We start from the raw sequence: 12790 nt of genomic DNA, 5'->3' as shown, positions 1-12790 counted from the left end.
GTTTCAAGAGAAAAAGACGGGACATACGGTTATAAGATCACCCAGGATGTAAGAAAGGCCATCGAAGTGTCGGAATCCACTCTGTATCCTGTACTCAGAAGACTGCAGAAGGATGACTGCCTGGAAGTGTACGATATGCAGTACGACGGGAGGAACCGGCGATACTACAAGATTACGCCGAGAGGTGAAGCGCAGCTGAATCTGTACAGGTCCGAATGGAGGACGTATTCGAAAAAGATCAGCGAAATTTTTGAGGGAGGTGCTATCTTATGAACCGCATACAGTTTATGCTTGAGCTGGCCGCGCTTCTGCAGGACATATCTGTGGAGGAGCGCACAGAGGCAATGAAATACTACAACGATTATTTTGACGAGGCGGGAGAAGAAAACGAGGCGGAGATCATCCGGGAGCTTGGCAGTCCCGCCAAGGTGGCAGCTGAGATCAAGGCCGGCCTGGGAGGAAAGGCCGGGGAGGAAGGAGAATTTCGGGAGACCGGATATACAGATACCAGGTTTGAGCACAGGGAGGCCCCTGCAAGGCCGGGAGGCCCTGGCCCGGACAGCCAGAGAAGCGGCGGGTACAGCCAGGATGGCGGACCGGGTCCGGAGGGCAGTTACAGCCAGTCCAGATCAAGCCGGACCTGGAAGATCATCCTGATCGTTCTGATCCTTCTTGTCTGCGCACCCATTGTGGTCCCGGTAGGGCTTTTTCTCCTCTGTGCCGTGGTGATGCTCGCCGTTGCGGCCTTTGCAGTCTTTCTCGGGTTTGCGGTTGCAGCTATTGTGCTGGCTATTGTGGGGATCGTCCTCTTCTTTGCGGGGATACTGGCCCTGGTGCCGGATCTGCCCACGGGGCTGGCTCTGATCGGAAGCGGCATGATCCTGGCAGTGATCGGAGCGATCCTGACCGTGGCAGCCGTAAGGCTCTGCATCATCGTGCTGCCGGGTCTGTTCCGATTTTTCGTGGAACTTTGCAGACGTCCGTTTCACAGGAGAAAGGCGGTGGGATAAATGAAAAAAGGATGGAAGAATTTCTGGATCACCTGCGGCGTGGTGGCCGGCATCGGGTGTGTGTGCCTGATCAGCGGGAAAGTGATGGGAGCTACACTGACGGTTATGGATAACTATATTCCGGATTGGATCGGTCTGGGACGGGGGGAGGCCGGCGTGTCCTATGATTATGGCGACGCCCCTATGGAGGCGGATACAGACCGGACATACGGTGACATCCACGCGCTGAAGCTGGACACAGAGGGGCTGAATGTCCAGATCCTAAAGGGCACGGGCAGCGGGATCACTGTGCAGACAGAAGATATTTATTCCGCCCTGAAGTTCCAGGTGACGGAGGAAGACGGAGAGCTGAAGGTGGAGACGACAGCCAGGCGCTTCCCGTGGAGGATCAACCAGGGAAATTATGGAAATGTGTGGATCTATATTCCGGAGGCATTTCAGCTGGATGAGGCAGATCTCCAGATAGGGGTAGGAGAACTCTATGTGGAGGATATAGAAGCCAGGGAACTGAAGATGGAAGTGGGCACAGGATCTGCCATCGTGGACTGGTTTACAGCGGATGAGCTGGACTTGGAAGTGGGCGTGGGAACCATAGACGCTTCCGGGGACACGAAGCAGCAGGCTGACCTGGAGTGCGGCGTGGGCGTTCTCACTTACACAGCTGCAGGGAGAGAGGCGGATTTCAACTACAGACTGGAGTGCGGCGTAGGAGAACTGACTCTGGGAGAGAACAGCTACTCCGGCCTGTCTGTGGAGCAGAATATTGACAATAGTGCCCAGAAGGCGATGAATATCGCCTGCGATGTGGGCAGGGCAGACATCTATTTTGAGGAGTAGAAAGTAAAAAAAGAAAGGAAGGATCTGTATGGATACAAAAAGACTTTACCGCTCGAGAAAAGAGCGCATGATCTGCGGCGTGTGCGGGGGAATAGCAGAGTACTTTGGAATTGACCCGACTCTCATAAGGCTGGCCTTCGTCCTGTTCATCTTTGCAGGCGGGAGTGGTTTTCTGGCCTATCTCATCGCAGCCATTATCATACCGGATGATCCCAGGCAATAAAACGGCTGTGTAAAAGCTGTATAAAAGCAGAAGTCCTGTCAATACTTCCAGATAGCAATCTATTTTGGAAAGGGGCAGGCATATGGGAAAGAAAAAAGAAAAACCTGTGGATCTGAATGCGCTTACAGAGGAGGAGAAACTGAAGTACGAGATCGCAGAGGAACTGGGTCTGCTTGACAAGGTCATGGAAGATGGGTGGAAATCCCTGTCGTCCAAGGAGACCGGCCGCATTGGCGGCCTGATCACCAAGAAAAGGCGGCAGAAAAACCAAAAGTGACAAAACTGTTAAAAATATTACGAAGTGTGAAGATTTAGTGTCAAAGGTTGAAAAGGACAGGTCATTTTGCTATAATCGACAGCCAGAGGGAATAGCGGGTGATGATCAATGGACGGAAGAATTCAAGTGCTGAATATTGGCATAGATGACTGTACCGCCAAGGAGGCCATGAAGCGGACTGTGGCATATATGGGGACAGAAGCGATCAATGTAATCGAGATGGTCACGGTGGATACCTTGATGTACGCCTCCAGTGACCCTTCCCTGCGTGAAAATATAGAGAAGATCGATCTTGTGATCCCGGGTGAGAAAGAGATCCTGGAAGGGGTGGATCTGGGTGAGAAAAGACAGCTCCAGGAGATTGAGCAGAGAACGTATCTTAAGATGTTTTTCCGCTTTCTTCACAAAAATCATTCCAGAGTCTTTCTCCTTGTGGAGACAGAGGAGGAGGCGGAAGGATTTTACCGCTTTCTGGAAGAGGGATACAGCGGGATACAGATCGCCGGTATGGCAAAAGTGTCGCCCACGGATGAGGCTGATGACCTGGTGGTCAATGCGGTCAACGGTGCGGAGACAGACTGCATTATAGCTTCCTTATCTTCTCCGGGACAGGAAGAATTTATCACCAGGAACAGGCTTCTGCTGAACGCGAGAGTCTGGCTGGGAGTGGGAAAAAGCGAAAATCCCATCTACCGGAGCAGGGGCAGGCTGGAGAGGATCGCTCAGTTTATCAACCACAGGCTTTTCCGCCATGAAGTGGAAAAAAACAGGAAAAAGGAGCTGGAGACAGCGGCCCAGCACTGAGTTTTTTGAGGCAATTTGTATAGCGCCTGACAATGTGGAAATAAACAAAATACAGGAAGAAAATTGAGGAAATTAACAAAAATGTGTGATTTCCTCTTTCTTTTTTTGTGGATTTATATTAGTATAGAAAAGAGTAATATGCAAAAAGCGGTAAATGTGCGTAAATACATTGTGTAAAATGCATATTGAAATGAGTGGAGGAGATGGAATATGATATCTAATCAAATACTACAAAACACCATCGATGGCTTAAAAGCGATCACGCGGATCGATCTGTGTGTCATGGATACAGACGGAAAGTCTCTGGCCAGCACATTTGCCGAACAGGAGAACTATGAAGCATCTGTACTTTCTTTTGTGGAGTCGCCGGCGGACAGCCAGGTGATACAGGGCTATCAGTTTTTTAAGATTTTTGACGAACACCAGCTTGAATACATCCTTCTTGCCAACGGCGGAAGCGACGATGTATACATGGTGGGCAAAGTTGCGGCCTTTCAGATACAGACCCTTCTGACAGCCTACAAAGAGCGGTTTGACAAGGACAATTTTATAAAAAATCTTCTTCTGGACAATCTGCTTCTGGTAGATATTTATAATCGTGCAAAAAAATTACATATTGACACAGAGGTCAGACGTGTTATCTTTATAGTGGAGACTGCCCGTGAGAAAGACAGCAGCATGCTGGACCATGTCCGGGGCCTTCTGGGCAACAAGACAAAGGATTTTGTCACAGCAGTCGACGAGAAAGATATTATAATTGTAAAAGAGCTGGCGCCTTCAGACGGGCATGCAGAACTGGAGAAGACAGCCGGAACCATACTGGAACTCCTGAAGGGGGAGGATGACGACATCCGCATTGCATACGGAACCGTGATCAATGACATCAAAGAGGTGTCTAAGTCCTACAAGGAGGCAAAGCTTGCCCTGGATGTGGGGAAGATCTTTTTTGATGACCGGAAAGTCATTGCCTACAGTACATTGGGGATCGGCCGCCTGATCTATCAGCTTCCCATTCCGCTCTGTAAAATGTTCATCCGCGAGATTTTTGAGGGGAAATCGCCGGACGAGTTCGATGAGGAGACGCTGACGACTATCAATAAATTCTTTGAGAACAGTCTGAATGTGTCCGAGACATCGAGACAGCTCTACATCCACCGCAATACGCTTGTCTACAGGTTAGATAAGCTGCAGAAGAGCACGGGGCTTGATCTCCGTGTATTTGAGGATGCCATCACATTCAAGATTGCGCTGATGGTAGTGAAGTACATGAAATACATGGAATCACTGGAGTATTGATAATTAGGAGGAAAATATGATTGAACTGAACGAAGTAACGAAAGAATACTCGAAGGGAGTTGCGGCTCTGAACGGTGTGACTCTGAAGATCGAGCAGGGTGAGTTTGTCTTCATCGTCGGGGACAGCGGATCAGGTAAATCGACTTTGATCCGTCTGATCATGAAGGAACTGGAACCGACTTCCGGTACGATCGTCGTGAACGGGCAGAATCTGGAGAGGCTGAAACACAAACAGATCTCTATGTACCGCAGGGGTCTTGGTGTCGTGTTCCAGGATTTCCGTCTTCTGAAAGACCGAAATATATATGAGAATATTGCCTTTGCCCAGCGTGTCGTGGAGACATCGCCCAGGATTATCAAGAAGAAAGTGCCTGCGGCTCTTTCTCTGGTAGGTCTTGCCCAGAAATATAAGTCTTATCCAAAGGAGCTCTCCGGAGGTGAGCAGCAGAGGGTTGCCATTGCCAGGGCTATTGTGAATGAGCCTACGATCCTTCTGGCTGATGAGCCTACGGGAAACCTGGATCCGACCAATTCCTGGGAGATCATGAAGCTTCTTGAGGAGGCCAATGAGAGGGGAACGACTGTCCTGGTCGTGACACATAACCAGGAGATCGTAAACGAGATGAGAAAACGAGTGGTGACAATGAAAAAGGGAGTCATTGTCAGCGACGAGCAAAAAGGTGGGTATAATAATGAAGATTAGTACAGTCGGATATTCGACAAGACAGGGGTTTAAGAACATTGCCCGTAACAAGCTGTTCTCCATTGCGTCCATTGCGACCATGGCGGCATGTATTTTTGTGTTTGGTCTGTTCTTTGCAATTGTTATGAACTTTAACTATATTGTCCAGAAAGCCGAGGAAGGTGTGGCCATCACCGTGTTCTTCGAGGAGGGGCTGGAGCAGTCCCGGGTCGATGAGATAGGCGACGAGCTGAGAGAATGCGACGGCGTGCTGGATGTGGAGTATGTATCCGCGGACGACGCTTGGGAGTCATTCCAGAGTGAATATTTTGGCGAGGATTCCAGCCTGGCGGAAGGTTTCAAGGATGACAATCCGCTGGCCAATTCTGACAACTACGCAGTGTATATGGAGGATGTCTCCAAACAGGATGACGTAGTAAGCTTTGCGGAGAGCCTGGATGGCGTCAGAAGGGTCAACAAGTCTGACGTTGTGGCAGATACCCTCAGCAGCGTCAACAGGCTGATCACTTACGTTTCCATCGCCATTATCGCCATTCTTCTGGCAGTGTCGATCTTCCTGATCAGCAACACCGTTACTATGGGTATCACGGTCCGGCGTGAGGAGATTGCCATTATGAAATATATAGGAGCGAAGGACGGATTCGTCCGGGCGCCTTTCGTTATCGAAGGTGTGGTCATCGGACTGATCGGAGCCATCATACCGCTTGTACTGTTATATTTTATGTATGGAAAAGCGGTTTCATACATCCTCACACGATTTAATCTGTTAAATAATATTCTGGATTTCCTTCCGGTGACAGAAGTGTACAAAGTTCTGCTTCCGGTAGGCCTTGCCCTCGGTGTGGGCATCGGATTTGTGGGAAGTTTCTTCACCATCCGCAAACACCTGAAAGTGTAGCATCCAGATGCGCGTGCATCTGACTGCAGATAAATGGAACTATAAACACAGTCACAGGGGAGACAAAAAGGGGTACAAAGTAAGGGAGAGAAAACTATGATCAGAAAAAAGATTGTCAGTGTGTTAGTGGCAGCAGCGCTCGTGGCAGGAATGGGGCTGCAGGTGAATGTGACGGCGAAGGCAGATGATCTGCAGGATGCGCAGAACAAAGCCAGCCAGCAGCAGAGCCAGATCGACGCGGCTCAGGCAGAGAAAGATAAGCTCGCCAGCCAGCTGGAAGGGATCGTGTCAGATATGGAGAAGACCCAGGCTGACATTGAGAAAAAGCAGGAGGAGATCGTTAAGAAGTCTGATGAGCTGGACGCGGCCCGCATTGACGAAAATAACCAGTATGAAAGCATGAAGCTCCGCATACAGTATATGTATGAGAACGGCAACGGTCAGTTTCTGGAGACGCTGCTGGAGTCCAAGAGCATTGCAGAGTTTCTGAGCAACGCGGAGTATATCAACCAGATTTCCGAGTATGACAGGAATATGCTGGTGGAGTTCCAGAATATTGTGGATAAAGTGGAGAAGCAGCAGGAAGAGCTGGAGAAGGAAAATGCAGAGCTGGAGGAGATGCAGACAAATCTTCAGAACCAGCAGACAGAGCTCCAGACTCTCATCGATACAAAGAGCGCTGAGATCGCAAGCCTCAAGTCCGAGCTGAGCGAGACAAACGCCAAGATCTCTCAGCTGCAGGCAGCTGCGGCAGAGCAGGCAAGACTGCAACAGGAAGCCAATAATAACAATAATAATGTAAATAATGGTCCGGTAGATGACTATACACCATCGGGAGGAACAGGAAGACTCCAGAATCCCTGCCCGGCAGCGTATATCAGTAGTGAGTTTGGCGGAAGAAATTCACCGGGTGGTATTGGAAGTACCAATCACAAAGGCCGGGACTACGCAGCAGCATCCGGAACGCCCATCTATGCGGCGGCATCCGGCACAGTGACGACTGTAGCATACAATTCAGCCAGAGGAAACTACGTGATTATCAATCATGGTGATGGCCTGTCTACGCTGTATCAGCACTGCAGTGCCATTTATGTAAGTGCAGGGCAGTCAGTAAGTGCAGGAAAGAATATCGCGGCTGTCGGTTCTACCGGTATCTCCACCGGAGCGCACCTTCACTTTGAGGTGCATGTAAACGGAACACCGGTTGATCCGAGACTGTATCTGTAAGCAATCAGGAGACGGAGAACAGGACTACTTATATGAAAAATCATAGTTTTTTTAAGGGGGCGCTTGCTGGCGCCCTCGTTGTATTACTGGCAGGAGGAGTTGTCTCCTGCAGCGTTTTTAAAAGTGAAGAGAGTCAGAAGATGGAGCTCCTGAACGGACTCATCGACCGGTATTATATCGGCGATGTGGATGAGACGGACCTGTCGGAGGGTGTCTACAAAGGCTATATTGAAGGGCTGGGAGATCCCTACTCGGTCTACTACGACGAGGAGGAGACGAAGCAGATGAGCGAGAGCCTGTCCGGCGAGTTCGGCGGAGTGGGCGCGCTCATGAGCCAGGACCGGGAGACCGGCGTTATCACGGTCCTCCAGGTGTACGACGGCTCTCCTGCCCAGGAGGCCGGCATGCGGGACGGCGACACCCTCTATAAGGTGGAGGGCGAAGAGGTGACAGGAGAGGACCTGTCCGACGTGGTGAGCAAAGTCAAGGGGGAGAAGGGAACCCAGGTGACCCTCACAGTCCTCCGGGCGGACACCGGCGAGGAGGAGGAACTGGCCATCACAAGAGACACCATAGAGGCCCAGACTGTGTCCCATGAGATGAAGGAAAACAATGTGGGCTACATCCGCATCACGGAATTCGACACCGTGACTTATGAGCAGTATAAGGAGGCGCTGGAGGATTTAGAAGACCAGGGCATGGAGAGACTGATCGTGGACCTGCGCAGCAATCCCGGCGGCAATCTGGATACGGTCTGCGATATCCTGGATCTGATGCTGCCGGAGGGGCTCATTGTCTACACGGAGGATAAGAACGGGGAGCGGGAGGAGTACACCTCTGACGAGGAAAATCAGTTCGACAAACCCCTGGTTGTCATGATGAACGGCTACAGCGCCAGCGCCTCGGAGATCTTCGCAGGAGCTATCCAGGACTACGGCCTGGGGCAGATCGTGGGAACCCAGTCCTACGGAAAGGGAGTTGTCCAGAGCGTCTTTGACCTGCAGGATGGAACAAGCGTGAAGCTGACCATTGCGGAGTACTTTACACCCAACGGCCGCAGCATTGACGGGGAGGGGATCACCCCGGACGTGGAAGTGGAGTACCAGTACGATGAAAACAACCCGGACGCGGACAATCAGCTCGAGAAGGCCATGGAAGTAGTGGCGCAGCAGTAAACCGACAGGATATTGTGAAAAAGTGGATATAGGCAGCGGCCGCTGCCGAAGAAATGGAACGGGAAATTCCCCGTTCCATTTCTTATATGTGTATGATAAAATATAACAGAGTATGTATGTAGAAAGGAATGCGGGCTATGACGATTTTAATTAAAAACGGACATGTGCTTGATCCCGGGACAGGGCTGGATGATATATGTGACGTGCTGATCGACGGGGATCGGATCACAGAGGTGGAGAAGAATATTGAGACGGAGAGCGACCGGGTCATCGATGCGGACGGATGCTGGGTGATGCCGGGCTTTATCGATCTGCACGTGCATTTCCGGGATCCCGGACTGGAGTACAAGGAAACCCTTGCCACAGGCGGCCGGGCGGCTGTCCGGGGCGGCGTTACAACCGTGTGCGCCATGCCCAACACAAAGCCGGTCATTGACAACGGTGTGAAAGTGCGGGAGGTCATGGAGAGGGCCAAGAGAGAATCCCTCACAAATGTCATCCAGCTTGGAGCTGTGACAAGAGGCCAGAAGGGAGAAGAGCTGGCGGACATTAACGGGATGGCTGAGAACGGCTGCCGTGCCATCAGCGAGGACGGAAAGTCTGTCATGAATGCCTCTCTCTACCGGAAGGGGATGCAGGCGGCGAAGAAGGAAGGCGTAGCCGTGTTTGCCCATTGTGAGGACATTACCATGGTGGAAGGCGGCGTTATGAACGCGGATGAGAAAGCCAGGGAACTGGGACTTCCGGGCATCACTAACGCGGTGGAGGACGTCATCGTGGCCAGGGACATCCTGCTGGCAAAAGAGACAGGTGTGCAGCTTCACCTGTGCCACTGCTCCACAGCGGACAGCGCAAAGATGCTGGCGCTGGCGAAGAAGGAGGGACTGCCTGTGACCGGGGAAGTGTGTCCCCATCACTTTATCCTTTCCACGGACGATATCTGTGAGGATGACGGCAACTTTAAGATGAACCCGCCTCTTCGCAGCAGAGCGGATGTGGAGGCTCTGAGAGAGGCACTGAAAAATGACGTGGTGGATGTCATTGCCACAGACCACGCGCCCCACGCGGAGGCGGAGAAGAACCGCTCCATGAAGCTGGCGGCTTTTGGCATTGTAGGACTGGAGACGTCCGCAGCACTGACTTACACGGAGCTGGTGGAAAAAGGCGTCCTCACTCCCATGCAGATGGCAGAGAAGATGAGTTATAACCCGGCCCGCATACTGGGACTTTCCGACAAGGGATCTGTCAGCGCGGGCAAGATCGCGGACGTGGTGATCTTTGATCCCCGGAAAGAGTACGTGATCGACAAGAATACATTTTTATCCAAAGGGAAAAACACACCTTTCCACGGCAGGAGGGTAAAAGGAGAAGTGCGCTGCACCATCGTGGGCGGACGGATTGTATACGAAGGAGGAAAAACCATTGATTAATCAGTTAGTAAGCAATATCAAAAAGACAGGAGCTCCCATTGTAGTGGGACTGGACCCCATGCTCAGCTACATTCCGGAGCATGTGCAGAAAAAGGCCTTTGCTGAGTTCGGCGAGACCCTGGAGGGAGCCGCTGAGGCCATCTGGCAGTTTAACAAAGAGATCGTGGACAAGACATACGATCTGATCCCGGCTGTGAAGCCCCAGATTGCCATGTACGAGCAGTTCGGTATCCCGGGACTTGCAGCTTTCAAAAAGACTGTGGACTACTGTAAAGAAAAAGGCCTGGTTGTGATCGGCGATATCAAGAGAGGGGACATCGGCTCCACTTCCGCAGCCTACGCCACAGGACACATCGGAAAAGTGCAGGTGGGAAGCAATACATTTGCTCCTTTTGACGAGGATTTTGTGACAGTCAACCCCTACCTTGGATCCGACGGTGTGAAGCCCTTTATCGACGTGTGCAAGAAAGAGCAGAAGGGACTTTTCATCCTTGTGAAGACATCCAATCCTTCCAGCGGGGAGTTCCAGGATCAGCTTATCGACGGACGTCCGCTCTACGAGCTGGTGGGCGAGAAAGTCAATGAGTGGGGCCAGGAGTGCATGGGATGTTCCTACAGCTACGTGGGTGCAGTTGTGGGCGCCACATACCCGGAGATGGGAAAAGTGCTGCGCAAGATCATGCCCAAGGCCTACATCCTTGTGCCGGGCTACGGCGCACAGGGTGGCCAGGGAAAAGATCTGGTGCACTTCTTCAATGAGGACGGCCTTGGCGCCATCGTAAACTCATCCAGAGGGATCATCGCTGCCTACAAGCAGGAGAAATATGCTTCCTTCGGAGCAGAGGCCTTTGGAGACGCTTCCAGGGCTGCGGTGGAAGATATGATCGCCGATATTGCCGGAGCGCTGGAAAACCGGTAAAGGAGAAGGAAAAGATGACAAAGAAGAAAGAACAGGTACAGATCATCTCCCAGGAGCAGCTTGCGGAGGGGATCTTCAGCATGTGGATATGCACGGAGGCTGCAAAGACAGCAAAGCCGGGGCAGTTCATATCCATGTATACAAATGACGGGACAAAGCTGCTGCCCCGCCCCATCAGCATCTGCGAGATCGACAGAGAAGGCGGGGCGCTGCGGGTGGTGTACCGGGTGACAGGAGAGAACACCGGTACAGAGCAGTTTTCCCGGATGAAGGAAGGAGAGAGCCTCTTCATCGTCGGCCCTCTGGGAAATGGCTTTCCCCTGGAGGAGGCAAAAGGGAAAAAAGCATTCCTCATGGGCGGCGGCATCGGCGTGCCTCCCATCCTGGAGCTGGCAAAGGAGATGGACTGCGAGAAAAAGCAGATCATTGCCGGATACAGGGACAGGCAGACATTTCTGCGGGAGGAATTTGAGAAAAACGGAGAGCTCTTTATCTCCACAGAGGACGGAAGCGTGGGCGTAAAAGGAAATGTCCTGGACGCAGTGCGGGAGCTCGGCCTGGAGGCGGATATCATTTATGCCTGCGGTCCCACCCCCATGCTTCGGGCGATCAAACAGTATGCGGAAGAAAAAGGTGTTACGTGCTACATTTCCCTGGAAGAGAGGATGGCCTGCGGCATCGGCGCCTGCCTCGGGTGCGTGTGCAAGACAAAGGAGAAGGATGCCCACAGCAATGTAAATAATAAGCGGATCTGCAAGGACGGGCCGGTCTTCTTATCGACGGAGGTGGAGATCTGATGGACATGAGAGTAAATATAGCGGGCGTAGAGTGGAAGAACCCGGTGACTGTGGCTTCCGGCACATTCGGATCCGGCGAGGAATTTTCAGATTTTGTGGATCTGAACCGTCTGGGCGCCGTGACCACAAAGGGCGTGGCAAATGTACCCTGGAGCGGCAACCCGACGCCCCGCGTGGCGGAAGTGTACGGCGGCATGATGAATGCCATCGGCCTGCAGAACCCGGGCATTGAGCTGTTCTGCCAGAGGGATATCCCCTATCTGAAGCAGTTTGACACAAAGATCATTGTGAACGTGTGCGGTCATGCGCCGGAAGAATATCTGGCAGTGGTGGAGCGGCTGGCAGACGAGCCCATCGACATGATGGAGATCAATATCTCCTGCCCAAATGTGAACGCTGGTTTTTTGGCTTTCGGGCAGGACGCGGGACATGTGGAGGAGCTGACAGCACAGATCAAGAAGATCGCAAAGCAGCCGGTGATCATGAAGCTGACCCCCAATGTGACGGATATCACAGAGATCGCAAAGGCGGCGGAGGCAGGCGGCGCGGACGCCATCTCCCTGATCAATACACTGACCGGCATGAAGATCGACATCAACCGCAGGACATTTGCCCTGGCAAATAAGACAGGCGGTGTGTCCGGTCCGGCGGTCCATCCCATTGCCGTGCGGATGGTGTACCAGGCGGCGCAGGCAGTAAATATCCCCATTATCGGCATGGGAGGTATTGCCACGGCGGAGGACGCCATTGAGATGATCCTGGCCGGGGCCAGCGCTGTGTCCGTGGGAACGGCCAACTTCCACGATCCGGCCGTGACCCTGAAAGTCATTGATGGCATCGAGAAATATATGGAGAAGCAGGGATTTGAGACTGTGAAAGACATGGTGGGAGCTGTCAGGTAACAGAAGGATCCAGAGGACTGTTGTGGAGACATGACAGTCCTCTTTTTTTGCCGGCATCTGACAGAGCGGGGGGAAATTCCTGAATTGAAAATCTCTAGCGGGTATGGTAGAATTGAAAAGAATATAATGACTCTCTTTCTGTCCTTTTAAGGCAGAGGAGGATTTGCCCGCAGCGGCAAAAAAGTGAAAACGCAAGGACAAAATCCTATAAACACGGAGGTTTTGAAAGATATGGAAAGTTACAAGCAGGAATTTATCCAGTTTATGGTGGACAGCGATGTGCTGAAATTTG

The 12790-nt window shown here is 52.0% G+C and carries 15 protein-coding genes; all 15 read left to right on the top strand.

Features of this window, described 5'->3' with window-relative positions; all coding sequences use genetic code 11:
- A partial coding sequence (locus Q5911_RS14360; protein WP_303183811.1) for a PadR family transcriptional regulator occupies positions 1-273 on the top strand: 273 nt, incomplete at its 5' end.
- The gene (locus tag Q5911_RS14355; protein ID WP_076779068.1) at positions 270-1010 is read left to right on the top strand and encodes a DUF1700 domain-containing protein; all 741 of its coding nucleotides are present in this window, start codon (positions 270-272) and stop codon (positions 1008-1010) included. The genes Q5911_RS14360 and Q5911_RS14355, both read left to right, overlap by 4 nt.
- Positions 1011-1847: a DUF4097 family beta strand repeat-containing protein gene (locus tag Q5911_RS14350; RefSeq protein ID WP_303183808.1), complete on the top strand. Its 837-nt coding sequence runs from the start codon at positions 1011-1013 to the stop codon at positions 1845-1847.
- A gap of 28 nt (positions 1848-1875) precedes the next feature.
- Complete coding sequence (locus tag Q5911_RS14345; protein WP_076779064.1) at positions 1876-2070, top strand: PspC domain-containing protein; 195 nt, start codon at positions 1876-1878, stop codon at positions 2068-2070.
- An 82-nt stretch (positions 2071-2152) separates the two neighbouring features.
- Positions 2153-2347 (top strand): small, acid-soluble spore protein, alpha/beta type, encoded by a 195-nt coding sequence (locus tag Q5911_RS14340; RefSeq protein WP_076779061.1) that lies wholly within the window; start codon positions 2153-2155, stop codon positions 2345-2347.
- Between the two features lie 108 nt (positions 2348-2455).
- Positions 2456-3151: a WecB/TagA/CpsF family glycosyltransferase gene (locus Q5911_RS14335; RefSeq protein ID WP_076779060.1), complete on the top strand. Its 696-nt coding sequence runs from the start codon at positions 2456-2458 to the stop codon at positions 3149-3151.
- Between the two features lie 210 nt (positions 3152-3361).
- Positions 3362-4447 (top strand): PucR family transcriptional regulator, encoded by a 1086-nt coding sequence (locus tag Q5911_RS14330; RefSeq protein ID WP_076779057.1) that lies wholly within the window; start codon positions 3362-3364, stop codon positions 4445-4447.
- Between the two features lie 16 nt (positions 4448-4463).
- Positions 4464-5150, top strand: coding sequence for a cell division ATP-binding protein FtsE (gene ftsE, locus Q5911_RS14325; protein ID WP_303183804.1), 687 nt, complete (start codon positions 4464-4466; stop codon positions 5148-5150).
- Complete coding sequence (gene ftsX / locus Q5911_RS14320; protein WP_076779052.1) at positions 5140-6048, top strand: permease-like cell division protein FtsX; 909 nt, start codon at positions 5140-5142, stop codon at positions 6046-6048. The genes ftsE and ftsX overlap by 11 nt, the downstream gene beginning before the upstream one ends.
- Positions 6049-6144: 96 nt before the next feature.
- On the top strand, positions 6145-7275 hold the full coding sequence (locus Q5911_RS14315) for a murein hydrolase activator EnvC family protein (RefSeq protein WP_303183801.1): 1131 nt from the start codon (positions 6145-6147) through the stop codon (positions 7273-7275).
- A 32-nt stretch (positions 7276-7307) separates the two neighbouring features.
- Entirely contained in the window at positions 7308-8450 is a 1143-nt protein-coding gene (locus Q5911_RS14310; protein ID WP_303183799.1) for a S41 family peptidase, read from the top strand.
- Between the two features lie 137 nt (positions 8451-8587).
- A complete protein-coding gene (locus tag Q5911_RS14305) occupies positions 8588-9880 on the top strand; it encodes a dihydroorotase (RefSeq protein WP_303183797.1) in 1293 nt (430 codons plus the stop codon).
- Positions 9873-10799, top strand: coding sequence for an orotidine-5'-phosphate decarboxylase (gene pyrF / locus Q5911_RS14300; RefSeq protein ID WP_076779042.1), 927 nt, complete (start codon positions 9873-9875; stop codon positions 10797-10799). The genes Q5911_RS14305 and pyrF overlap by 8 nt, the downstream gene beginning before the upstream one ends.
- A 14-nt stretch (positions 10800-10813) precedes the next feature.
- Complete coding sequence (locus Q5911_RS14295; RefSeq protein ID WP_303183794.1) at positions 10814-11596, top strand: dihydroorotate dehydrogenase electron transfer subunit; 783 nt, start codon at positions 10814-10816, stop codon at positions 11594-11596.
- Positions 11596-12498 (top strand): dihydroorotate dehydrogenase, encoded by a 903-nt coding sequence (locus Q5911_RS14290; protein ID WP_303183792.1) that lies wholly within the window; start codon positions 11596-11598, stop codon positions 12496-12498. Before Q5911_RS14295 ends, Q5911_RS14290 begins: the two co-directional genes overlap by 1 nt.
- The last annotated feature ends 292 nt before the right edge of the window (positions 12499-12790 follow it).

It is taken from the genome of Lachnoclostridium phocaeense, assembly GCF_959599685.1.
In the GTDB taxonomy this organism is placed as follows: Bacteria; Bacillota; Clostridia; order Lachnospirales; family Lachnospiraceae; genus Claveliimonas; species Claveliimonas monacensis.
Note: the sequence above shows the minus strand (reverse complement) of the source record. Positions and strands in the feature narration are given on the sequence as shown.

Excerpts from the sequence above, each read along its gene's own strand:
- Q5911_RS14340 (WP_076779061.1), top strand. The coding sequence starts at position 2,153 with ATGGGAAAGAAAAAAGAAAAACCTGTGGATCTGAATGCGCTTACAGAG.
- Q5911_RS14295 (WP_303183794.1), top strand. The coding sequence starts at position 10,814 with ATGACAAAGAAGAAAGAACAGGTACAGATCATCTCCCAGGAGCAGCTT.
- Q5911_RS14335 (WP_076779060.1), top strand. The coding sequence starts at position 2,456 with ATGGACGGAAGAATTCAAGTGCTGAATATTGGCATAGATGACTGTACC.
- Q5911_RS14355 (WP_076779068.1), top strand. The coding sequence starts at position 270 with ATGAACCGCATACAGTTTATGCTTGAGCTGGCCGCGCTTCTGCAGGAC.
- Q5911_RS14330 (WP_076779057.1), top strand. The coding sequence starts at position 3,362 with ATGATATCTAATCAAATACTACAAAACACCATCGATGGCTTAAAAGCG.
- Q5911_RS14310 (WP_303183799.1), top strand. The coding sequence starts at position 7,308 with ATGAAAAATCATAGTTTTTTTAAGGGGGCGCTTGCTGGCGCCCTCGTT.
- Q5911_RS14345 (WP_076779064.1), top strand. The coding sequence starts at position 1,876 with ATGGATACAAAAAGACTTTACCGCTCGAGAAAAGAGCGCATGATCTGC.
- Q5911_RS14290 (WP_303183792.1), top strand. The coding sequence starts at position 11,596 with ATGGACATGAGAGTAAATATAGCGGGCGTAGAGTGGAAGAACCCGGTG.
- ftsE (WP_303183804.1), top strand. The coding sequence starts at position 4,464 with ATGATTGAACTGAACGAAGTAACGAAAGAATACTCGAAGGGAGTTGCG.
- Q5911_RS14315 (WP_303183801.1), top strand. The coding sequence starts at position 6,145 with ATGATCAGAAAAAAGATTGTCAGTGTGTTAGTGGCAGCAGCGCTCGTG.
- ftsX (WP_076779052.1), top strand. The coding sequence starts at position 5,140 with ATGAAGATTAGTACAGTCGGATATTCGACAAGACAGGGGTTTAAGAAC.
- Q5911_RS14350 (WP_303183808.1), top strand. The coding sequence starts at position 1,011 with ATGAAAAAAGGATGGAAGAATTTCTGGATCACCTGCGGCGTGGTGGCC.
- Q5911_RS14305 (WP_303183797.1), top strand. The coding sequence starts at position 8,588 with ATGACGATTTTAATTAAAAACGGACATGTGCTTGATCCCGGGACAGGG.